The sequence below is a fragment of the Streptomyces sp. TSRI0107 genome, from assembly GCF_001905845.1.
In the GTDB taxonomy this organism is placed as follows: domain Bacteria; phylum Actinomycetota; class Actinomycetes; order Streptomycetales; family Streptomycetaceae; genus Streptomyces.
Map to the genome: position 1 here is coordinate 196,879 of NZ_LIVZ01000002.1, position 22,157 is coordinate 219,035.

General features: G+C 72.8%; 19 protein-coding genes. 6 read left to right on the plus strand and 13 right to left on the minus strand.

The genetic code is table 11. From position 1 onward, the window contains the following. Positions 1-40: 40 nt before the first annotated feature. Positions 41-907, minus strand: a complete 867-nt coding sequence (locus AMK31_RS05090; protein WP_073939158.1) for a LysR family transcriptional regulator — start codon at positions 905-907, stop codon at positions 41-43. A gap of 88 nt (positions 908-995) precedes the next feature. Between AMK31_RS05090 and AMK31_RS05095 the strand changes: the two genes are divergently transcribed. After that, positions 996-1,733 (plus strand): CTP synthase C-terminal region-related (seleno)protein, encoded by a 738-nt coding sequence (locus AMK31_RS05095; protein WP_073939159.1) that lies wholly within the window; start codon positions 996-998, stop codon positions 1,731-1,733. On the opposite strand, the gene phsA is transcribed toward AMK31_RS05095, so the two are convergent. Beyond that, the gene (gene phsA / locus AMK31_RS05100) at positions 1,721-3,604 is read right to left on the minus strand and encodes an O-aminophenol oxidase PhsA (RefSeq protein WP_073939160.1); all 1,884 of its coding nucleotides are present in this window, start codon (positions 3,602-3,604) and stop codon (positions 1,721-1,723) included. The two genes, AMK31_RS05095 and phsA, sit on opposite strands and share 13 nt — an antisense overlap. 186 nt (positions 3,605-3,790) lie before the next feature. On the opposite strand from phsA, the gene AMK31_RS05105 reads away from it, so the two are divergent. Further along, positions 3,791-5,320, plus strand: a complete 1,530-nt coding sequence (locus AMK31_RS05105; protein WP_073939161.1) for a hypothetical protein — start codon at positions 3,791-3,793, stop codon at positions 5,318-5,320. On the opposite strand, the gene cyc2 is transcribed toward AMK31_RS05105, so the two are convergent. The 8 genes from cyc2 to AMK31_RS05145 form a co-directional block, all read right to left on the minus strand. Continuing rightward, positions 5,313-7,481 (minus strand): germacradienol/geosmin synthase Cyc2, encoded by a 2,169-nt coding sequence (cyc2, locus tag AMK31_RS05110; protein WP_073939162.1) that lies wholly within the window; start codon positions 7,479-7,481, stop codon positions 5,313-5,315. The genes AMK31_RS05105 and cyc2 overlap by 8 nt on opposite strands. A 122-nt stretch (positions 7,482-7,603) precedes the next feature. Further along, positions 7,604-8,782: a damage-control phosphatase ARMT1 family protein gene (locus AMK31_RS05115; RefSeq protein ID WP_073939163.1), complete on the minus strand. Its 1,179-nt coding sequence runs from the start codon at positions 8,780-8,782 to the stop codon at positions 7,604-7,606. A gap of 54 nt (positions 8,783-8,836) precedes the next feature. Continuing rightward, a complete protein-coding gene (locus tag AMK31_RS05120) occupies positions 8,837-9,484 on the minus strand; it encodes a ScbR family autoregulator-binding transcription factor (protein ID WP_073939164.1) in 648 nt (215 codons plus the stop codon). Positions 9,485-9,809: 325 nt separating this feature from the next. Next, positions 9,810-11,615, minus strand: coding sequence for a S8 family peptidase (locus tag AMK31_RS05125; RefSeq protein ID WP_073939165.1), 1,806 nt, complete (start codon positions 11,613-11,615; stop codon positions 9,810-9,812). Positions 11,616-11,907: 292 nt separating this feature from the next. Continuing rightward, positions 11,908-12,105 (minus strand): helix-turn-helix domain-containing protein, encoded by a 198-nt coding sequence (locus tag AMK31_RS39560; RefSeq protein WP_107468540.1) that lies wholly within the window; start codon positions 12,103-12,105, stop codon positions 11,908-11,910. Continuing rightward, a complete protein-coding gene (locus AMK31_RS39565) occupies positions 12,063-12,575 on the minus strand; it encodes a hypothetical protein (RefSeq protein WP_143204205.1) in 513 nt (170 codons plus the stop codon). Before AMK31_RS39565 ends, AMK31_RS39560 begins: the two co-directional genes overlap by 43 nt. A 140-nt stretch (positions 12,576-12,715) precedes the next feature. Beyond that, positions 12,716-14,206: an aromatic amino acid lyase gene (locus AMK31_RS05140; RefSeq protein WP_073939167.1), complete on the minus strand. Its 1,491-nt coding sequence runs from the start codon at positions 14,204-14,206 to the stop codon at positions 12,716-12,718. A gap of 34 nt (positions 14,207-14,240) precedes the next feature. After that, on the minus strand, positions 14,241-15,203 hold the full coding sequence (locus AMK31_RS05145; protein ID WP_073939168.1) for an ABC transporter substrate-binding protein: 963 nt from the start codon (positions 15,201-15,203) through the stop codon (positions 14,241-14,243). 321 nt (positions 15,204-15,524) lie between these two features. On the opposite strand from AMK31_RS05145, the gene AMK31_RS05150 reads away from it, so the two are divergent. The 4 genes from AMK31_RS05150 to AMK31_RS05165 are packed head-to-tail and all read left to right on the plus strand — an operon-like array spanning position 15,525 to position 19,599. After that, positions 15,525-18,035, plus strand: a complete 2,511-nt coding sequence (locus AMK31_RS05150) for an ATP-binding protein (RefSeq protein ID WP_241842536.1) — start codon at positions 15,525-15,527, stop codon at positions 18,033-18,035. Further along, a complete protein-coding gene (locus tag AMK31_RS05155) occupies positions 18,032-18,508 on the plus strand; it encodes a roadblock/LC7 domain-containing protein (RefSeq protein ID WP_073939170.1) in 477 nt (158 codons plus the stop codon). The genes AMK31_RS05150 and AMK31_RS05155 overlap by 4 nt, the downstream gene beginning before the upstream one ends. 52 nt (positions 18,509-18,560) lie before the next feature. Further along, positions 18,561-19,001, plus strand: a complete 441-nt coding sequence (locus AMK31_RS05160) for a DUF742 domain-containing protein (RefSeq protein ID WP_073939171.1) — start codon at positions 18,561-18,563, stop codon at positions 18,999-19,001. Further along, a complete protein-coding gene (locus tag AMK31_RS05165; protein ID WP_073939172.1) occupies positions 18,988-19,599 on the plus strand; it encodes a GTP-binding protein in 612 nt (203 codons plus the stop codon). Before AMK31_RS05160 ends, AMK31_RS05165 begins: the two co-directional genes overlap by 14 nt. Before the next feature lie 25 nt (positions 19,600-19,624). On the opposite strand, the gene AMK31_RS05170 is transcribed toward AMK31_RS05165, so the two are convergent. From AMK31_RS05170 to AMK31_RS05180, 3 genes are read right to left on the minus strand one after another with little or no spacing between them, the layout of a single operon-like run. Beyond that, complete coding sequence (locus AMK31_RS05170) at positions 19,625-20,293, minus strand: ABC transporter permease (RefSeq protein ID WP_073939173.1); 669 nt, start codon at positions 20,291-20,293, stop codon at positions 19,625-19,627. Further along, positions 20,290-20,961: an ABC transporter permease gene (locus AMK31_RS05175; RefSeq protein ID WP_073939174.1), complete on the minus strand. Its 672-nt coding sequence runs from the start codon at positions 20,959-20,961 to the stop codon at positions 20,290-20,292. Before AMK31_RS05175 ends, AMK31_RS05170 begins: the two co-directional genes overlap by 4 nt. After that, the gene (locus AMK31_RS05180; protein WP_073939175.1) at positions 20,958-22,100 is read right to left on the minus strand and encodes an ABC transporter ATP-binding protein; all 1,143 of its coding nucleotides are present in this window, start codon (positions 22,098-22,100) and stop codon (positions 20,958-20,960) included. Before AMK31_RS05180 ends, AMK31_RS05175 begins: the two co-directional genes overlap by 4 nt. Between the last annotated feature and the right edge of the window lie 57 nt (positions 22,101-22,157).

Sequence of the window (22,157 nt, forward strand, 5' to 3'; positions counted from 1 at the left end):
GCGACGCGTCACTCCCGGCGCGCACGTCACGGCACACATCTCACGCGCGGATCAGCAGCGCCTCCGCGAGGGCCGCCGCCGCGCCCCGCGGTGATCCGCCGTACACCAGTTCCGTGCGGTGCACGACGCGCGGGGCGACGACGGGGACGGCGACCGCGCCCGGCACCGCGACGGCCGCCGCGCGGGGCAGCAGGGCCAGCCCGTGACCGGCGGCGGCCAGCGCGCCGAGCGCCCGTACGTCGGTGCCCTCGTATGTGAGGGCGGGCCGGAAGCCGTGCCCGCCCGTCACCGCCCGCAGCCGGTCCAGCGGGAGGGCCGCGTCGGGGGCGTCGAGCCAGCGGGCGTCGGCGAGGTCGCCGAGACGCAACCCGGTGCGGCCGGCCAGCGGGTGCGTCCCCGGCAGCAGCACGCAGACCGGTTCCTCCCCGACGCCCTCGGTGGTCAGCGGGGCGACGTCCGGCAGCCGCAGGGGGTCGCTGGGCGCGGCCAGGCCGTCGACGAGGCCGAGGTCCGCGGTGCCGGTGGCGACGGCCGCGGGGATCCCGGCGCGGGGCAGCACCCGCAGGGTGACACCGGCCGGCGGGAGCGCGGCGAGCACTCGGGGGCCGAGCGCGGTCGGGGCGGCTGCGAGGGTCAGCCCGAGCGCGGGTGCCGCCGCGATCCGGGCCACGTCCGCGCGGGCCGCGTCGAGGCGGAGCAGCAGCGGGCCCGCGTGTTCCAGGAGCCGTTCCCCGGCGGCGGTGGGCGCGACGGGACGGCGGGTGAGCAGGGACGCGCCGAGGTCCTGTTCGAGGGCGGCGATGTGCTGGGACACCGCGGACTGGGTGTAGCCCAGCTCGCGCGCGGCCTCGGAGAAGGAGGCGAGGCGGGCGACGGTGACGTAGGTGCGCAGGAGGTGCGGGTCCATGCGGGCCAGCCTCTCATCAGCATTGCTTATCGAGGGTGCAGAGATCATCGTTGGACGTGAACGAAGGGCCGCGCCCAGGATGAACGGCATGACACAGACCGCAGCGCGCACCGCGCGGGTCGCCCTGGTCGGCGACCGCACCCCCGACGTCGTCTCGCACAGCCGTATCCCCCTGCTGCTCGACTCGCTCGCCGCCCGCGACCGGCTCGTCCTCGACCCGTACTGGATCCCCTCCACGGAAGCCGAGGCCGACGGCGCGGTGCGCGGGTTCGACGCGGTGTGGGTGGTGCCCGGCAGTCCGTACCGCAGCGAGGCGGGCGTGCTCGCCGCGATCCGTACGGCGCGCGAGGAGGGCGTCCCGTTCCTCGGCACCTGCGGCGGCTTCCAGCACGCGCTGCTGGAGTACGCCCGCGCGGTGTGCGGGCTGACCAGGGTGGCGCACGCCGAGAACGAGCCCGACGCCGAGGACTTCCTCATCGAACCGCTCGCCTGCTCGCTGGCCGGCCACGAGGCCGCCGTACGGCTGGAGCCGGGCTCCCTCGCGCACTCCCTGCTCGGCTCGGAGCGGACCGTCGAGCGCTACTCCTGCAACTACGGGCCCTCCCGGCACCTCGACACCCTGCGCGCGCACGGGCTGCGGTTCTCCGGACGGGACGAGGACGGCGCCGTCCGGATCGTCGAACTGCCGGGCCACCCCTTCTTCGTGGCGACACTCTTCCAGCCGGAGCTGTCCGGCGACGGCTCGCGCCCGCACCCGGTGATCCGGGCGCTGGCGCGAGCCGCGGTCGAGCACGCCGCCGCGCGGGAGGCGGCTCAGCCCGTGTGACCCTCCCCGTGGCCGCCGTGCGCCCCGCCGTGGTCGAACTTCAGCGCCTCGGGCGGCATGACCACGAACGGCCGCATCATGCCCATGTCCTCGTGTTCGAGGAGGTGGCAGTGGTACATGAAGCGGCCGTACGCCCCGTCGAACCGGCCCATCACGCGCAGCGTCTGGTTCCCGGGCACCCGGAACACGTCCTTGTGGCCGCGCTCGTTGGGCGCGAGCGGGATCTCGGTGTCCGCGTCGTACCGGATCGGGGTGCGGGTGCCGCCGATCGCCGGGTCGAAGCCGGAGACGTCGTAGGCGTCGCGGCCCAGGAGCTGGAAGTCGGCCAGGTGGATGTGCATGGGGTGGACGATCGGCGCCAGGTTGAGGAAGCTCCACTGCTCGTGGCTGCCCTCGGCGATGGTGTAGTTGAGGGCGTCGTTGAACGTCCGGGCCATCCGCCGGTAGGTCCGCGTCCTGCCGTCCGGGCCGGTGATCTGGATGATCCCGTCCGTGGGCACCTGGATGTCGCCGGGGTTCCCGACCTCCGCCATCTCCCACATCTCGGGGTGGCCGCCGGCGCCCTTGGTGGCGGGCGGGGTCAGCACGATCAGCCGGTGGCCGTGCTCGATGTCGTGGGTGAGGCGGCGGAACGAGCCGGAGAGCACCTCGGGCAGCTCGAAGGTGTCGGGCTCCGCGCAGTCGCCCACGCGGAACTCCATCACCTGCGGGTACCGCACGTTGCCCACCGGGTCGGGCACCCCGGCCGGCTGGTTGGCGCCCTTGTTGACCAGCCGCAGGGTGCGGCCCTCGAGCCCTCGGAAGTCCACCAGCAGGTCGAACCGCTCGGCGGGCGCCGCGGTCAGGGTGGGCAGCGTCTCGTCGAAGTCGACCGGGACCGGCCTCGGCAGCAGCCCGCCGTCACTGCCGATCTGGTGCACGACGCCCGGCACCGGGTTGTCGTCCTCGTCGACCAGCACGAGGTCGTAGATCCGCGCGTTGGACGCGTTGACCAGCCGGAAGCGGTACCAGGCCGCGGCCACGTCGGCGTACGGCCAGATACGGCCGTTGACCGTGGTGTAGGGGCCGGTGAAGGGCAGGCTGACCGGCTTGCCCGTCTCCGGGTGGGACGGGATCACGACGACCGTCTTGTGCAGCAGCCGGCCGTTGAGACGGCCGTCCTCGTCGGTGTCGAGGTTGCGGTCGGCGAGCAGCAGCGGGATCTCCCGCTCCCCGGAGGGGAGATGGAGGGCGTCCTCCTCGTCGTCGCGGACGAGGTAGGTGCCGTACAGTCCCGTCATCACGTTCCACCGCGTGATGTTCATGGCGTGGTCGTGGTACCACCACTGGACGGCCTGGTGGTCGTTCGGGTACTCGGAGAGCTGGGCGTCGCCGAAGCCGACCGCGTTGTCCGCCCAGCCGTCGTTGCCGCCGCCGGTCTGCGCGCCGTGCAGATGGGTGACGGACCACGGAGGCAGGGCGGCGACGTCCTTGTTCGGCTCGACGCCCTCGCGGCCCGGCTCGGTGGTGGCGGGCGGGGTGCCGGGGGCGCGGGCCGGGACCTCCACGGAGGTCACCGGGTACTCGCCGTCCCGGGGAATGCGGTTGGTCCAGGCGATGCGCACGCGCTGCCCGCGGCGCACCTCGATGGTGGGGCCAGGCACCTGGCCGTCGTACCCCCACATCAGGGTCGGCGGCAGCTGCGGGTGCAGGCGCACCCAGGTCGGGCGGAGCGCGATCTCGGTCTCGCGCAGGACGTCGTCGCCCTGCGGCCGCAGGACCGGCGGGACGGGCAGCGGGGCGACGTAGGGCGTGAGGCCGGCCGGTGCGGGCCGCTTGCTGCCGTCGCGCTCGGTGAGCTGCCCGGTGGTCCTCTCGATGATGTCGGTCAAGGTCGAACACCCCCGTGTGTTCTGTCGACTGTTCCCCTCATCCCAGAAGACTCCGTTCGTCCCGCCCCGGTTCACTGAATGCCCCGTTCCGTACGAGAAAGTTCGGAAACCGTGAAGGGAAGCGGTTCGTCCGGTTCCTGACCGGCCCGGAGTCCGTTGTCGGTGGCGGCTGTTACGTTCTGCCACATGACCGATCACGCTCTCCGGCTGCTGCGGCAGGACCGCCGGCTGGCCGCCCTGGCCGCGTTCCCGTTCGACTTCGACCTGGACCGGGCGGCGCACGGCCATGTCGAGCCGGTCCGGCTGGCCTCCGGCGGCCCGCTGGAGGTGATCGCGGGTGACGACACGGGCGGCACGTACTTCGTCTGCGGGGACGGCTCCGTGCTGTACGCGTCGTCGGAGGGCGCGGCCGGGATCATCGGATCGAGCGCCGACGAGGCGCTGGAGATCCTGATCGGCCTGCCCGCGTGGGGCTCCTGCACCGATCTGTCGCCCGAGGACGGCGAGGAGAAGATCCTCGCGCGGGTCACCGAGGCCGAGGACGAGATCCGCGAGTACTACGGCATCGACGAGGAGCGGGCCGAGCTGCGCGCGGCGCTGGGCCTGCCCGAGCGTTCCCCGGTGGAGCTGGTGGGGATGCTGCACGCCGCGCTGCTGCGCACCGAGCCGGACTTCGTGCTGCTCAACGACGAGGAGCACCGGGCCTACGAACTCCTCGACGATCTTCCCCGGCCGCCCCTGTGGGAGGCGGTGCTTGAGCGGGGCCGCGCCGACCTGGCGCTGCTGCGGGACGGTGACGCGGCGGCCGGTGAGGCGGTGGCCGCGGACCCGGTGCGGCGTCGACTGGCGCTGCGCGCGGCGCAGTTCGACCGCGCGGAGGGTGATCTCGGCCTGCTGCGGCGGCTGGTGCGGGCGGAGGCGGGCTCGTCGATGACGGACGAGCTGCGGCTGGCCGCCGTGCTGATCGGCCTGCACGGCGACAGCCGCGATCTGCCGCTGCTGCACGAGGTGCGCGAGACGGACTTCGACACGCACTGCGGACTGAGTGATGTGCCCGGATCCGAGGCCGACGGCGCGGAACTGCGGGAGTGGGCCCGGGAGATGGACGAGGCGATGTTCGGCACGGACCCCGCCGACGAGCCTGAGTCCACCTGGATCGAGCTGGCCCTCGACCAGGGGCTGACCGGCCTCGCCCGGGTGGCGCTGATCCGTCGGCTCGACGCGATCGAGGTCGACCAGGGTCTGCTGCGGCAACCGAGCGACCCGGACCGGCTGGATCCCTCCCCGCTCGGCTGGATCGCCGAAGATTTCGAGCGGGCGGGCGACCTCGCGCAGGCACTGCGCGCCCAGCGGCTGTGCGTGGCCCTTCAGGACACCGCGTGGGACCGCGCGGCGGCCCTCCTTCGCCAAGCCGAACTGGAGCGGCGCGCGGGCGAACTCGACCGGGCCGTGCGTTCACTGGCCCGGGTCATGGACGCCCTCGGCGACGGCGCGGACGCCTCGGTGCGGGACTGGCGGCGGATCAACTTCGGGTTGTTCATCGCCCGGGAGCACTACGAGCTGACCGGCGCCCTGGCCGACGCGGATCTGCCGGAGGAGGCCCGCGCGCTGTTCGAGACGGCGGAGGAGATACGCGGCGTCCTGTCGGAGCCCGCCGCCCGGGGAGTGCGCGAACTCGCCGAGGCGACGGCCGACAGGCTCGCGGCGGTCAGCTGACCCGCGCGGCGACGGGTACGGCCGGGGCCCGGTCCGGGGCGAAGCCGTGGGTGCGGCCCGCCAGCCACTCGGCCTTGTAGCGGTCCACCGAGCGGTGCCAGTTCAGGATGCCGGCCACCCAGTTCTGCAGCGCGGCCACATAGGCGTCCAGCCCGGCCCGCGCCTCCTTCGACAGAGCGAAGTCCTCGCAGACGACGGGAAGTTCGGTCGCGATGACGTGCTCGAACTGCTCCATGCGCTGGTTCATCAGGTCGGCGACGACGCCGAGCGCGGTCGGATAGTCGATGCCGAAGAAGTTCTGCACGACGAGGATCGCGTTGTGGATCTCCCCCTCGTACTCGATCTCCTTCTGGTAGGAGAAGACGTCGTTGAGGAGGCAGGCGAAGTCGACGGCCGCGTTCTCCATCGAGCGGACCGGGCCGCTGCGGTAGACCTCCGGCGGGACCGCCGGGCCGTGGCCCATGCGGCACAGGCTCATGGTCATGTCGGAGCCGAAGGTCGCGCGGCGCATCTCCAGGTAGTCGACGGGGTCGGGGACACGGTTCTGGATCTGGTTCGCCACCTCCCACACCCAGCTCTCCGTCATCACGTCCACGGTCGCCTTCAGCGCCCTGCGGGAGTCCTCGTCCATCCCCGCGGTGGTGCGCAGCCACAGGTCGCACAGTCCGCGCTCCATGGCGTTGACGGGCACGATCGGCGTTTCGCCCGCGATCGGCATGCACGCCGACAGACGTCCGGTGGTCAGCCGCGCGGCGGCGAGGTCGCGACGGTGCCCGAAGACCAGCGGGTAGTAGTCGTCGCCGTAGGTGCCCCAGGCCAGCCACTGGGCGCTGAGGTCGAGGGCCTCCTCGGAGCCGTCCGGGTCGAGGCCGGCGGAGCACAGCGGCAGGTCGTAGGCGTCGAGCTTGTCCTCGTCCCAGACGCCCTCGCTGAGGATGCCCATCCGCTGCGCCCAGGGCAGGAGGCGGGCGCGGGCGCCGTCCAGGCCGGGGTTGAGGCGGAGTTCGTACGGCATGCGGATGTCGGGGATGAGGGCCGGGCCGACCTTCTGGTACGGCTGGTGCGTCCAGGCCCGCAGCCGCTGGGCGCCCGCCGAGGCGAGCAGCGACCGGACGTCGACGGCCGAGGTGCCGGGTCCGCCGGGGCTCTCCCACGGCGCGCTCTGCGAGGCGGCGTTCTCGTTCATGTACCGGCTGGAGCGCATGTGCCACTCGTGGCCGCCGGACTGCCAGTCCTGAAGTCCCTTGGTGTAGGCGGCGACGGCCGCGACCTCGGCCGGGCCGAGGCCCTTCTCCAGGGCCAGCGCGGGCACTTCGGTGAGCGCGGTGTGCTCGAACTGGTGGAGCCGGGAGGTGAGGACGTCGTTGACGGTGTCGGCGGCCTCCTGGGTGGTGCAGCCGAAGAAGGTCTCCAGGACCAGCACGCCGTTGCTGTTCTCGCCCTCCTCCTCGACCTCCCGCTGGTAGGAGAAGAGGTCGTTGCGCAGGTGGACGCCGTCGGAGAAGGTCTCCATCAGCACCCTGAGCGGCCTGCTCCCGGCGACGGAGGCGGGCACCTCGGCGGTCGCGTACTCCACCAGACCGGCCGACCAGGGGGCGCCGCCGACCTTGCGGCGCATCTCGATGTACTCGACGGGGTTGGCGATCCGCCCCTCGTTGATGTTGGACAGCTCCCACATGGACTCGTTCAGCAGGTGCTCGGTGGCCACGGCGAAGCGGCGGCGCCAGTCGGCCGACATGGCGGGCACCGTGCGCGTCCACAGGTCGGCGAGGCCCGCCTCGACCGGGTTCCGCGGCTCGGGCACGGGAGTGGCCAGGTCCAGCGGCATGAACAGCGGCAGCCGGTCCAGGTAGGCCTTGCCGCCGGCCCGGTCCTGGCTGCGCTTGAACGTCTCCAGGAAGTGGTCGTCGAAGAAGAACACCCACACGTACCAGTCGGTGATCAGCGAGAGCGCGTCCGCGTCGCAGTCGGGGTGGGTGTAGGCGCAGAGCAGGCCGTAGTCGTGCGCGTCGAGGTCGGCCTGCTCCCAGATCCCGGACCCCTCCAGCATGCCCATCTCGCGCGCCCACACGGTCGAGTGGGCGCGGGCCTCGTCGACGTGCGGGTTGAGCCGAGCGGGATACGGCATGTAGAAGTGCGGGAGTTCGAACGGCTGCGTCATGGCCGGGGCCCTACCCGTGCCCCCGCCGGGGCATCCGTACGGCGGGACATGATCACACCATCGCGTGAATCGAGGCCGATCCGGGGCCGACGGCTCGGGTTACGGCCCCGTGCCGAGGCGGGTCACACCCTCACCTGGATCAGCGCGTGCGTGCCCGCCGTCCGCCAGCGCTGCCCCTCCGCCGCGACGAGGGAGGCCTCGGTGCGGGCGTCGAGGCCGCAGATCACCTCGGACTTCAGGGTGCGCAGGGCGGCGACGGGACCCGGGAACCAGTCGGTGAGATCGGCGAAGGGAGTGCTCGGCGGCCACCGCCGGTCGCCGACGAGACGGCGGTAGTTGAGGTCGCCCTTGAAGACGGTCACCGTGGCCGCGGCGAACTCGGCGCGCAGGTCGTCCGGCATCTCGGCGTACGGCAGCGGGCCGCCGGAGAAGGGATGGGCGCGGACGGTGAGGCGGCCGTCGGTCATCGCCGCCCACAGCCGCCGTCCGTATCCGGCGGCCGCGCCGGATGCCGCGGTGAGCCGGCGCAGGGCGTCGAGGACGTCGGCGGTGGTGGCGTCGGAGACGTAGTACGGGTACGGCTTGACGTGCAGCACGGCTCGTTCGACGCGGCCCTGCCGGAGGAGGTCGGCGATGAGCAGCAGGTCCGGGACGAGTTCACGGCCCGCGTTGTCGGCGACCAGGCAGAGGGTGCCCGTGCCGGAGGGCGGGAGCAGCGACCAGAGGGTGTCGCTGTCGTCGGCGACCAGGCCCGGGACGGCGGCCCGGGTCTCGGCGCCCTCGGCGGAGAGCCGGAAGCCGAGGTCGGCGCGGTTGCCCCAGAGGGAGCCGTGCAGCAGGGCGCGGGCGCGTTCGTCGTCCGGGCGGTCCTCCAGGGCGTCCAGGGCGGCGAGTTCGTCGTCCGTCGCCGGGGCGTCCAGCTCGGCGAGCTTGGCCGGGCGGAACGGGTCGATGCCCTGCCAGGGACCTGGCGTGAAGTAGCCGACGGCGTCGAGGAGTTGCCGGTAGAAGTAGCTCTCGGACCACAGCCACGGCACGTCGAACCAGGACCGTCCGACGTGGGTGTCGAGCCCCCAGTCGCGCCAGCGGCCGAGGTCGGGCGCGTCGGCGGGGAGCGGTTCGAGGACGCCCTCGGTGCAGTTCGCCAGCAGCATGTCGAGGGCGCGGCGCCGCTCGGGGTCGTACGGGACGGACTCCCGTACCTGCCGGATGATCGCGGGGTGGCGCTCGGCCAGCACGCTGTGCGGGAAGGAGCCGGGCCGGTCGGCGAGGAGCACGGGCGCGGGGGCGGTGTCGGGCATGCGCCTCACCGTACCGCGCGGGATCGGGCGCCTCGCCGGTCGCGGCGGGGCCGGTCAGGCGGTTCTCATCTCCCGTTCCAGGTGGGCGACGAGGCTGAGGTAGCGCGGGCGGCGGGTCACCGGTACCAGGCCGCGGATGAGGACGTACCACATCTCGGCCATGCGGCGGGGCAGCCGGACGAGGGGTTCGAGGGAACGGCCCATGACCCGCAGGCCGACGAAGAAGCTGACGAGGGAGTGGGCGATGGCGTCTATGTCGGTGTCGGGGTGGACGTCGGACTCCTTGACCGCGCCCAGGAGTTTGCGGGAGGCGATCTCCAGCCACTCCGTGAACGGGTGCGGCAGCGGCGGCCGTACGCCCACGCCGGCGGTGGCCAGGCGCAGTCCCGCGCGGGCGACCGGGCCTTCGACGGCGAGCCGGGCGATGCCGAAGGTGATGCGCATCAGGGCTTCCAGGGATGAGCAGTCCCGGTCGTCGACCTCGCGGGCCAGTCGGCGCGAGGACTGCGACTGGATCTCCATGATGGCGTGCGCCAGGTCTTCCTTCGCGGCGAAGTGGAAGTACAGGGCGCCCTTGGTGACATGGGCGTGCTCGACGATGTCGCTCAGGCTGGTCGATTCGTAGCCGTGCCGGTCGAACAGGTCGGCGGCGGCTGTGATAATCGTCGCTCGGGTCTGTTCGGCGCGTAACTGCCTCGCCATCGTCTCGACTCTCCTGGATGAAAAGAACGGGCCATGCCGTTTTTTAGTTACGGGGTGCACACGATAGCTCACACCCCGCTGGCATGTGCCAGACCGTCAGCTGGCTACGCCTCTCCACGTGGACGCGTTGACGCAGTTCATCGTAGCCCCAACCAGTGGTGATCCAGGAGGCCGATGACCGGAACCTTACGATCCCGAGGCCCGGCATATGACAAACTCCCGCCGAAACATACCGGATATGCGGTTCTTATAGATGGGGAAACAAAAAAGGTGGGCCGGACGGTGCCCATCCGCACCGTCCGGCCCACCCGTCAGGGGAAGCGCCTCAGAAAGTCAGCTTCCAGCTGTTGAGCCGGCCCGTGTCCTGCGCCGCCACGTCCTGCACCCGCAGCTTCCAGGTGCCGTTGGCCGCCTCGGCGGACGCGTTCACCGTGTAGGTGGTCACGACGTTGTCCGCGGAGTCCGAGGAGCTGGAGGACTTCAGACGGTAGGTCGAGCCGTCCGGCGCCACCAGGTCCAGGACCAGGTCACCGCGGTAGGTGTGGGTGATGTCGACGCCCACCTGCAGGGCCGACGGCGCGTTGCCGCTGCGGCCGCTGACGGTGATCGGGGACTCGATCGCCGAGCCGGCGTCCGGGATGGAGACCGCGGTGGTGCTGGTGAAGGTGGTGCCCCCCGTCGAGCCGCCGGAGCCGCTCACCGCCTGCACCGTCTTCGTGGCGTCCGCGAGACCCGCGCCGCAGCCGCCGGAGCAGGCGCCGGGCAGCGGACGGGCGTTGGACTTGATCGCCGACTCGATCTGGGCCGGGGTCAGCGCCGGGTTGGCCGACTCCATCAGCGCGGCGAGGCCCGCGATGTGCGGGGTGGCCATGCTGGTGCCCTGGTAGTAGGCGTACGACTCGGTGGACGGCGTCTTCGTGCCGGAGTTCAGCGTGGAGTAGATGCCGTTCGCGGTGCCGGTGCTGGTCTGGCCGCCGGGCGCCGAGATGTCCACGAGGGAGCCGTAGTTGGAGTAGGAGGCCTTGGCGCCGGTACGGCTGGTCGCGGCCACCGAGATGACGTTGTTGCAGTTGCCCGGCGAGTGGCCGGAGACGTTCTCGTTGTCGTTGCCCGCCGCCACGACCACCGTGGTGCCGCGGTTCACGGCCGCGTTGATGGCGTTCTGGGTGGCGCTGGTGCAGGCGCCGTCGCCGCCGAGGCTCATGTTGATGACCTTGGCGACGTTGCTGTTGGCGGGCACGCCGGAGACGGTGCCGCCGGACGCCCAGGTGATGGCGTCGATGATGTCGGAGTCGTAGCCGCCGCACTTGCCGAGGACGCGGAGCGGGGAGATCTTCGCGCCGTACGCGATGCCCGCCATGCCCTTGCCGTTGTTGGTGGCCGCGGCGATGGTGCCGGCGACGTGCGTGCCGTGCCAGGAGGAGCTGGAGGCCGGGACGCCGGCGCCGCACTCGTTCGCGTTGTACCAGTCGCCCGGGTCGGCCGGGTTGGAGTCGCGGCCGTCACCGTCGACGGAGACGGCGGTGTCGGCGATGAAGTCGTAGCCGCCGACGATGTTCGCGGCGAGGTCGGAGTGGGCGACGTAGCCGGTGTCGATGACGGCGACGGTGACGCCGGTGCCGGTGGTGGTGTTCCAGGCGCCCGGCACGTTCATGCCGGCGGTGGCCTCGAACAGGTCCCACTGCTTGGCGTAGTCGGTGTCGTTCGGGTCGGCCTGCGGCTTGTTCAGACGGTCCGGCACGACGTAGGCGACCTGCGGGTCGGCCCGGTACTCGGCGATGACGTCGGCGACGTCCGTCTTCGTCAGGTCCTCGCCGAGGTCGACCAGGGCGGCACCGGTGCCGAGGCGGCGCTGGAAGTCCAGCCGCTCGCCGGCCTTCTTGCCCTTGGCCACGGCGTCGGCCTCGGCGGCCTTGTTCGACTTGGCCTCGGAGGCGCCGGACTCGTAGCCGACGATGAGGCGTTCGGCGGTGACGCCGGGGGCGGCCTCGGTGCGGGCCGCGAGGTCGGCGGGTGCCTGCGGGGCGGGCTCCTGGGCGACGGCGACCGAGGCGCCGGCGGCGGTGAGCAGGGCCGCGGAGAGCGCGGCGGCGGATATCAGCTTGCGACGGGTGGACGGGGAAGTACGCAAGGGCGTGCCTTTCGTGGCCGTACTCCGGGCAGCTCGGAGCGGCGGTCGGGCGCTTCTTCGTCGAAGCGGAGGGGGGTTTACCGAAAAGCGAGCGCGTTGGCCGGCCAGGCGCGAGGTGCGTCAGCTGGGTCAGGGGTTACCTGTGGGTCAGCTGTGCTCGAACGATAGGCAAACGAAAGGTCACAGGGATACAGGGGAAACCCTCGATCCGGCCGGAAACCCACCCTCGCTGTCCGGGAGTTGACCGCTCCTGACGGGATTCGCCCGCTATGCGGGGACGGTTACCGGCTCACTACGGGAAGTACGGCGCGCCGTCCGCCCCCGGCCGCGCGCGGTCCAGCCGCAGGCCCAGCATGGCGGCGAGCCGGTGCTCGGGGTGGTCGAGGTCGAGGCCGGCCAGGGCGACGGCCCTGCGGACCCGGTAGCGCAGGGTGTCGGGGTGGACGTTCAGCTCGCGGGCGCAGGCCGCGACATCGCCGAACGCGTCCAGGTAGGGCCCGCGTAGGCGAAGACGCGGTGGCCGGTGTCCTCCACGCTGACCAGGCCCTGGGTGAGGGAGGCGAGGGTCTGGGCGAGGGAGTACAGGTCGCCGCGGTGCCCTGTGGCGGTGGCGGCGGCGCGGGCCAGTTCGGCGCGGGCCACGGTCTCCACCTCGTCCCAGCGCAGCCCGGCCGGGACGACCAGCAGGGCGACGCCCGCGGGCGCGGCGGCCGCGCGTACGTCGTCGCCGGCCTCGCGCACGGCCACGGCGACGGCCCCCGCCGCCCCGGCGGCACGCAGCGACGCCACCGCGTCGGCTCCCCGCGCGCCGACCGCCGGCACCAGCGCCCCGGCCAGTTCCCCGACGGCCTCACCGGGCTCGGCGATGACGACGGCCCCGAACCCGGCACCCCGCCCCCGCCGGACACCGACTCGGCCCCGAGCACGGCGGCGAGCCTGCTCAGGGGGCGCGGGCGGCATCGGGACCGCCGAGAACGTGGGACATGCGGCCGCAGTAGGCGAGCGGCGCGGGGTTGCCGCAAGGGTGACCGAATGCCGGCGGGGTTGCTCCGTGTCGAGGCAGTCGGGACCGCCCTGACAGGAAGAAGAGGACGGGTTGGTCACAGGGCCGCGAGAACCGGCAGGAGGGCGCGGGCTCTTGTCAGGTCTGTGGTCAGGGGGCGGTCCTCCGTCGCGCGTGGGAGGGAGCCGGTCGCCGTCATGAGGGCGGGGGCCGCCGGTGGGGACGGGTGCAGGCGGAGGGCCCGTACGGCGGTGACCAGTTCGCAGGACAGGACCGTGGCGTACGCCTCGGTGGCGCGCAGGGCCTGGCGGGCGGACTGCGAGGCGAAGCCGGCGGCCTCCTCCAGGCCGTGGGAGAGGACGGCGTGGCCGGCGGAGGCGGGGGTGGCGCAGGTGCGCAGCTCGGCGAGGGCGGAGGTGGCCGTGTACTCGAGGATCATGGTGCCGGAGCTGCCCGCCGGGCCGGTGGCGAGGAACGCGGGCAGGCCGGTGAGGTCGGGGCGGCCCAGCGCGGCGAGGCGGGCGGCCGAGAGCTGGGCGGTCTGCAGGACGGCGAGGTTCAGGGCGTCCAGGGCGAGGGCGAGCGGGGCGGCGTAGAAGCCGCCGTGGTGGTAGGCGGCCGTGCCGTCCGGGGCGATGAGCGGGTTCTCCGTGGGGCAGTTGACCTCGGTCTCCACGACGTGGCGCAGCCCGTCCGCGGCGTCCAGGGCGCAGCCGTGCACCTGGGGGAAGGCCCGGAAGCCGTACGGGTCCTGGATACGGCGGCCGGTGCCGTACGGCCGTTCCGGCAGCCCGAGCAGCCGCCGTACCTCCGCGGCGGCCCGCGCGGCGCCCGGGTACGGGCGCAGGGCGTGCACGGGTGCCGCGTAGGCCTCCGGCGAGCCGGTCACGGCGGCCAGCGAGAGCGCGGCGACGGCGTGCGTGGCGCGCAGCAGGGTGTCGAGGGTGTGCCAGGCGAGCGCCGCCTGCCCGAGCGCGAGGGCGTTGCTGCTGAGCAGCGCGAGCGCGTCGCCGGGACGGAGGGTGACGGGGGCGGGGGCGGTGCCGGGGGCGGGGTGGGGCAGCCAGGGCCGCTCGCCGATGAGGGCGAGGCCCGTCTCCGCGAGGGCCGTCAGGTCGCCGGTGCCGAGGCCGCCGTACTCGGGGACCGCGGGGTGGAGGCCGAGCCGCAGTGCCTCGGTGAGGGCGTGGACGAAGTCGGGGTGGATGCCGGAGCCGCCGGCGAGGAGCTGGTTGACGCGGACGGCGAGCATGGCGCGGACCTGGCGGGCGGGCAGCGGGGCGCCGGCGCCGCCCGCGTGGCTGCGCAGCAGGCGCAGGCCGTGGCCCGCCTCGTCGTCCGGTCCGACCGGGACCGAGCGGTGCGCTCCGACGCCGGTGCCCCGGCCGTACAGGCGCCCCGCGGCGGCAAGTCGCTGGGCGGCGCGCCAGGAATCCCGGACGCGTCGCAGCGCGGCAGCGGGCACGTCCGGTACGGCCGCGCCGTCGGCGAGCCGCGCCACGTCCGCGGCCGTGAGCCCACCGCCGTCGAGGGTGACGCGGGCGGCACCCCCGGGGGTGCGCGTCGGTTCGTCGGCGGTGGTGCTCACGGTCGGTGCGGCGGGCGGGTGCCGGGGGCGGACGTCAGTCGAGGCCGACCGACTTCAGCCAGGCCTTGGCCACGTCGAGCGGGTCCTTGTTCTCGAGCTGCACCTGGGAGTCCAGGTCGAGCAGCGTCTTGGTGTCGAGCTTGGCGGAGACCGCGTTGAGGGTGTCGACGCCCTCCTGGGAGAGGCCGCTCTTGTGAACCAGCGGGGTCACGTTGGCGAAGCCGAAGAGGTTCTTCGGGTCCTGGAGGACGACGAACTTCTCCTTGGTGATGGTCGGGTCGGTGGTGAAGATGTCCGCGGCCTGCACGGTGTTCTTCGTCAGGGCGGCCTGCGTGAGCGGTCCCCCGGCGTCGAGCGCCTTGAAGGACTTGAACTTCAGGCCGTACTCCTTCTCCAGTCCGACCAGACCCTGGTGCCGGGTCTGGAACTCGGGCGAGCCGCCGATGACCAGGTTCGGCGCGATCTCCTTCAGGTCGGCGAGGGTGGACTGCCCGGTGAGGCCGTACTTCTTCGCCGTCTCGGCGTTGATGGAGACGGAGTCCTTGTCCTCGGCGGGCGCCGACTCCAGCAGGGTCAGCTTGGTGTCGAGCTTGGTCTTGACCGCGGCGTTCACCGCCTCGACCGACTTCTGCTCGGCCTTGGGGTCGAGGTAGGCGAGCAGCGAGCCGTTGTACTCGGGCAGGACGGTGATGGTGCCGTTCTTCAGCATGCCGTAGGTGGTCTCACGGCTGCCGATGTTGGGCTTGTAGCTGACCTCGATGCCCTTGGCCTTGAGCGCCTCGCCGTAGATGTCGGCGAGGAGGATGCTCTCGGCGAAGTTGTTGGAGCCGACGACGACGGTGTCGCCGCCCACCGCCTTGTCCTCCGCGAGCGGGTTGTCGGCCTCGTCGTCGGACGAGCCGCAGCCCGCCACCAGCGCCGCGGTGACGGCGAGTGCGACGGCGGCGGCGCCGCGGTGTCGAGTTCTGGTCCAGCTGCTCTTCACGGTAGAAGTCACGTTTCCCGTTCCGGGCCGAGTGGGTGTTGGTGGTCGGTGGTGCCGGCGTCGCCGTCGATCCAATCCAGGCCTTTCTCGATTGGTCAAGGCCCCACTGATCACAATTGCCTTCAACAAGTGGCTGTTTGACGGGGCCAAGTGGCAGCTTGCGTGAGAAAAGCGAACGAACTCGCGCTGATCCTGAGCGTGTTGTAACGGATTCTTGACGTGCAGTGGCGATCGATCATCTCAAGAGGCGGTAGTCTCCCCGGAGTTGACGCCCGTCACACGGATGCGTGTCGATCAGTAACGGTCATGGATCACGGTCACGAGGGAGGCCCGATGTCCACGCGCGAGGTGGGGATCCGTGGCTTCGCCGACCGGTGGCCGTTCCGCCGCAAGCTCAACGTCCTGGTCGGCGTGCCCCTCGCCGGGCTCGGCGCGGTGCTCTCCTACCTGATCGCCGGTCAGGTCGAGCAGGCCCAGGACGCGGCCACCGCGGCACGGCTGGTCCGGGACAGCACCCAGGTCGCCACCCTGGTCGACCGGGTGGAGGCGGAGCACCAGCAGGCCATCCTGCTGTCCGTGCGCCACGAGGCGGCGGGCGCCGGCACGAAGCCCTCCCTGGAGGGCTACCGCGAGGCGCAGGACGCGGTCGACGCCCAGGTGGAGAAGGTGCGCGACACCTTCGGCGACCGGCTGCCGGACTCCGAGTCCCTGGCGCTGCGCGAGATCAGCGGCCTGGACAGCCTGCGCGCCACCATCGAGCAGGGCTACCTGCCCGCCGACAACATCGACCCCGCCTACACGGGCGCCGCCGAGGGCCTGATCGACGGGCTGGGCCTGGACCGCAACGCTGCCCTCGCGGCCACCTTCACCGGCAACCTGCTGGACTCGCTGCTGCGCGCGGACGCCGCCCACAGCTCCTTCGAGACGAGCGTCTTCTCCGCGTCGACGGGCGACTCCAACGCGCTGATCGAGTTCGTCAACGCGGTCGGCGCCGACGAGCTGTACCGGCACCAGGCCGACCGCTTCGGCCGGTTCGCCACCGAGGCGCAGGCGGCCGAGCTGCGCGGGATCGAGCACAGCGCGGCCCAGGCGGTCATCGGCCGGCAGTTCGCGGAGCTGCAGATCGACCCGAGCGGGCTGCAGGCGGGCACGCCGGAACGGATCCGGGAGAAGTTCAACGAGGCGCTGGCCGCCTACCCCGCCTATCGCGACCAGTCCGCGACCCGGCTGGAGATCACCGCCTCGCTGATCGACCAGATCGCCGACCGCGCCGACACCGCGTCCTCCGACGCCTGGTGGAACGCCGGCTGGCTGCTGGGCCTCGCGCTGCTCGGCTTCTCGCTGTGGCTCGCCTTCGCGGTGGCGGTACGCCGCTCGGTGGTGCGGCCGGTGCACGCGCTGACCGGTGCCGCCCGCACGGTCGCCGACGTCGCCGGGCGCGAACTCGCCCGGGTCGCCGACGACGACGCCGAGGACGACGCGCCGCTGCGGCTGAGCGAGGTGCCGGTGACCGCACGGGACGAGATCGGTGACCTCGCCGACGCCTTCAACCACGTCCAGACCACCGCCGCCGCGCTGCTGGAGCGGCAGGTGCTGAGCCGGCGCAACGTCGCCGAGATGTTCGGCAACGTGGGCCGCCGGGTGAGCAACCTGACCACCCGGCAGCTCGCCCTCATCGACGCGGTCGAGCGCGGCGAGACCGACCCGGCGCTGCTGGAGCGGCTGTACCGCATCGACCACATCGCGGTCCGGCTGCGCCGCAACGCCGACAGTCTGATGCTGCTCGCCGGCATCCGGGAGACCGTCCTCGACGCGGGGCCGACCGCGCTCACCAACGTGGTGCGGGCCGCGCTCGGCCAGATCGAGGGGTTCCAGCGGGTCGAGCTGCACGCCGGGACCGAGGTCATGGTGGAGCCCGACATCGTCGGCGACCTCACCCTGATGGTCGCCGAACTGCTGGAGAACGCGGTGTCGTTCTCGCCCGCCGGGAGCGCCGTCGAGGTGACGGTGCAGGGCCGCGCGGACGGGGCGACGGTCACCGTCGCCGACCACGGCCTGGGTATGAGCGCCGAGCGGCTGGCCGAGGAGAACGCCCGGCTGATCCGCCGCGAACGGCTCGACCTGATGCCGACGAAGGTGCTCGGCCTGTTCGTGGTGGGCACGCTGGCCCGCCGCTGGGACATCGGCGTCACGCTCACCCGGACGCCGGGCGGCGGTGTGACGGCCGAGGTCGTCATCCCGCCCGCGCACCTGCTGACGCCCACCGGCTCGGCCCCGGCCCTGAACAAGGACGTACGCCCGGCCGGTACGGCCACGCACGGCACGCCCGCCGCCACCGCCGAGCCGAACGCCGTACGACCGGATCGGCACCCCGCACGCCCGGAGGCCGGCGCGGCCGCCGGTACGGCGGGCGGGCCCGCGCCGCACGCCGGTGCGGAGCCCGGGCGGTCCGAGGCCGCGCACCCGCTCCCCCGGCGGCTGCCCCGGCGTGAGCCGGGTACCGCCGGCGGCGACGGCTCCCCGCTCATCCCGCGGGCCCGCACCGAGTCCGCCCCGGCGGGCGGCGGCGCCCGTCCGCTGCGCCGCCGGGTCCGCGGGGCGACCCTGCGGACGACGCTCGGCGCGGACGGCGGCCACGGTTCCCCGCGCGAGGCGGTGCCCCCGGCCGACGCGGAGGCGGTGCGCAGCTCCCTGGAGGAGTTCGAGGCGGCCGTCGAACGCGCCCACCGGGACAGCGACGGCATCGGCATCCCCCGCCCGGACGGCCTCGGCGCCCCCGGCACCGCACCCGAGACCCCCGACTCGCACCCCCAGACCAACCCCCCGGAAGGAGCGCAGAGTTGAGCGCGCAGACAGGTGGCACTCCCGCCGGAGACACCGCACCGGACGACCTGCGGGCCGCCGCAGCCGACTTCACCTGGCTGCTCAACCGCTTCGCGACCGAGACCGCGGGTGTCGTGGACGCCATCGCGGTGTCCTCGGACGGACTGCTCATCGCGGTGGCCCAGCTGCGGGAGCGAGCCCACTCGGAACGGCTGGCGGCGATCGTGTCCGGCCTGACGAGCCTCGCCGCCGGCGCGTCCGGCAACTACGGCCTGGGCGCGCTCAACAAGGTCATCATCGACCTGGAGGGCGGCCATGTGCTGGTCTCGGCGATCGGCAGCGGGGCCGTGCTCGGCGTGGTCGCCGACAAGGAGGCCAAGCTCGGCAACATCGCGTACGAGATGACGCTGTTCGCCAACCGTGCCGGTGCCGCGCTCAGCCCGCAGCTGGTGCTGGAGCTGAAGAACACCGTCGGCGCCGCGTCGACGGGCTGACCGGTCACGGCCCGCTCGCGCGAGGGCCGGCCGAGAGAGGAAGAGACCACCCATGGCGGACGGCTTCCCGCCGCCCCCGGGCCCGGACGAGGTGCCGGACCCGGCCGGCCCCGTCCCCGCCGTCCGCCCGTTCCTCGTCACCTCGGGCCGGGTGGCGGGCGCGGGCGAGGCCGCGGCCGAGCGGCCGATGCCGGTGGAGACCCAGGTGATCGCCACCGCGGAGGGGCTCGACGCGCTCGGCGGGCTCTCCTTCGAACGGCACGACATCGTGGCCGCGTGCGCGCGGCCGCAGTCCCTCGCCGAGATCGCGGCCCGGCTGCGGCTGCACCTCAACGTGGTCCGGGTGCTCGCCGACGATCTGCGGGCCGCCGGGCAGCTGGCGGTGTACGTGCCGAACGCGGCCGCCACCCATGACGCGTCCGTCCTGCGAAGGGTTATCGATGGCCTGCGCGCCATCCCCGACTCCCGAGGGGTACTCCGTGACACCGACTGAGCCCGCCACCCGCCGGGGCGCCGCCGCGCGGACCGTCGTACGGCCGCCGCTGCCGGTGAAGATGGTGATCGCGGGCGGTTTCGGGGTGGGCAAGACCACCGCGGTCGGCGCCATCTCCGAGATCGAGCCGCTGACCACCGAGGCGGCGATCACCGAGGTCGCGGCGGGCGTGGACGACCTCACGCACACCCCGCGCAAGACCACCACGACGGTGGCCATGGACTTCGGCTGCCTGACGATCGACCCGACGCTGAAGCTGTATCTGTTCGGCACGCCCGGGCAGGACCGGTTCGGGTTCATGTGGGACGACATCGTGGAGGGCGCGGTCGGCGCGCTCGTCATCGTCGACACCCGCCGGCTGGACGACTGCTACGCGGCCGTGGACTACTTCGAGCACAAGCGGATCCCGTTCGCGGTGGCGGTCAACGCCTTCGACGGCCGGGTCGAGCACGCCCTGGACGAGGTGCGCTGGGCGCTGGACGTCGCCGACCACGTCCCGGTCGTCGTGTTCGACGCCCGGGAGCGCGGTTCGGTGCGGGACGCGCTGCTCGTCGTACTGGAGCTGGCGCTGGCGCGGACCGAGACGGCGGGGGCCTAGGCCCCGTCTGAGGGCCCCGGCCCGCTCAGGTGCTGCGCCGCACCCCCGGTGAGACCGTGATGCGGGCGATCGCCCAGAACACCGCGAGGGTGGCCAGGGCGAGCAGGGCGACCAGGGCGGCGCCGCCCGCGACCTTCTCGTAGTCGCGCTGGTAGAGGCCGTCGATGATGTAGCGGCCGACGCCTCCGAAGCTGACGTAGGCGGCGATGGTGGCCGTGGAGACGATCTGCACGGCAGCCGTGCGCAGTCCGCCGAGGATCAGCGGGAGCGCCACCGGGAGTTCGACCCGCAGCAGCACCCCGGTCTCGCGCATGCCCATGCCGCGGGCGGCGTCCACGGGTGCCGGGTCGACGGAGCGCACCGCCTCGTAGGTGGTGACGAGGATGGGCGGCACGGCGAGGACGACCAGCGGGATCATCACCGGGGCGAGGCCGAGGCCGAGCAGTACGAACAGCAGGACCATCAGGCCGAAGCTGGGCAGTGCGCGGCCGGCGGTGGCGATCAGGGCGAGGGTGTTGCCGCCGCGGCCGGTGTGGCCGGTGAGCAGGCCGATCGGCAGTCCGATCGCGGCGGCGACGCCGAGCGCCATGAGTGAGTAGCCGAGGTGTTCGAGCACCCGGGTCGGGATGCCGTCGTAGCCGTGCCAGCGGGCGCCGTCGCTGAAGAACGCGTCGATGAAGCCGAGTACGTTCACGCCGCCGCCCCTTCCCGCTTGTCGTGGGTGCCGCGCGGCATCCAGGGGGTCACCAGCAGCCGCAGCAGGATCAGTACGGCGTCCACGAGGACGGCGAGGACGGCGGTGCCCACCACGGACAGCCAGATCAGGCGCGGCTGATTGTAGATCATGCCGCTGTTGAGGAGATTGCCGAGCGCCCCCTGGTTGCCGATCAGCATGCCGACGCTGACGAGGGAGATGCTGGACACCGACGCCACCCGCAGCGCGGCGATGATGGCGGGCGCGGCGATCGGCAACTGCACCTGGAGGTAGCGCCGGACGGGCCCGAAGCCCATGGCGGTGGCGGCGTCCAGGGTCTCCCGCGGCACCGAGCGGACGCCGTCGACGATCGCCGGGACGAACACGACCAGGCTGTAGACGGCGAGCGGAATCATCACCGTGATCTCGCTCTGGCCGGTGTAGTCGATGAGGACGACGAAGAAGGCGAGCGAGGGGATCGCGTACAGCACGGTCGTGATGCCCAGCACCGGCGGGTACAGCCAGCGCAGCCGGACGCACAGCTGGGCGACGGGCAGCGCCACCAGCAGCCCGGCCAGCACGGGCAGCAGCGCCTCGCGCAGGTGCAGGGCGATCAGCCCCCAGTAGCTGTTCTGGAGGTCGCTGGTCATGTCGAACAGGCCGTTCATCGGACGGCCTTCTCGACGCGTCCGGCGTCGGTGCGCCGTTCGGCGTGCGCCCCGCGGATGGCCTCCGCGATGGCCTGCTGGGACACCACGCCGGCCGCCCGGCCCTCCCCGTCCACGGCGACCGCCCACCCGGTGGGCGACAGGACCGCGCAGTCGAGGGCGGCCCGCAGCGAGTCGGTGTCCTTCCGGAACGGCCGCCCGCACGGCAGCAGCCGCTCCGGCCGGATGTCCCCGGCGGCCAGGTCGCGCGGCGCGACCCAGCCGAGGGGCTTGCCGTCGAGGCCGGTGACGAGGAGGTAGGGGGCGCCGGCGGTGTCGCGGGCGGCGATCTGCTCGGCGGTGGCGTCGACGGCGACGATCGGCGTGGTCAGCAGTTCCAGCCCGGCCGCGGTGAAGAAGGAGAGCCGGCGGATGCCCCGGTCGGCACCGAGGAAGTCCTCGACGAAGTCGTCGGCGGGGTTGCTCAGCAGTTCGGCGGGCGGCGCGAACTGGGCGAGCCGGCCGCCGGTGCGCAGCACGGCGACCATGGTGCCGAGTTTGACGGCCTCGTCGATGTCGTGGGTGACGAAGACGATGGTCTTGCCCAACTCGTCCTGCAGTCGCAGCAGTTCGTCCTGGAGGCCCTTGCGGACGACGGGATCGACGGCGGAGAACGGCTCGTCCATGAGGAGGACGGGCGGGTCGGCGGCCAGCGCGCGGGCCACGCCGACGCGTTGCTGCTGGCCGCCGGAGAGCTGGTAGGGGTAGCGGCGGGCGAGTGAGGCGTCGAGGCCGACCCGCTCCATCAGTTCCCGGGCGCGGGCGCGTGCCTTGTCCTTGCGCCAGCCGAGCAGGCGGGGCACGGTGGCGATGTTGTCGACGATCGTGCGGTGCGGGAAGAGCCCGGCGTGCTGGATGACGTAGCCCATGGACCGGCGCAGTTCGCTGACGGGCTGCCGGCGGATGTCGGCGCCGTCGAGGTGGATGGTGCCCTCGCTGGGCTCGACCATCCGGTTGATCATCCGCAGGGTCGTCGTCTTGCCGCAGCCCGACGGTCCGACGAGGACCGTGATCGAACGGTCCGGTATCTCCAGTGAGAGCCGGTCGACCGCCACCGTGCCGTCCGGGTACCGCTTGGTGACTGTATCTATCCGTATCAAAACGCCGAACACCCTTCGGGTTTGGCAGCTGCTGTGCGCTCGCGCCGGGCGGCGGGC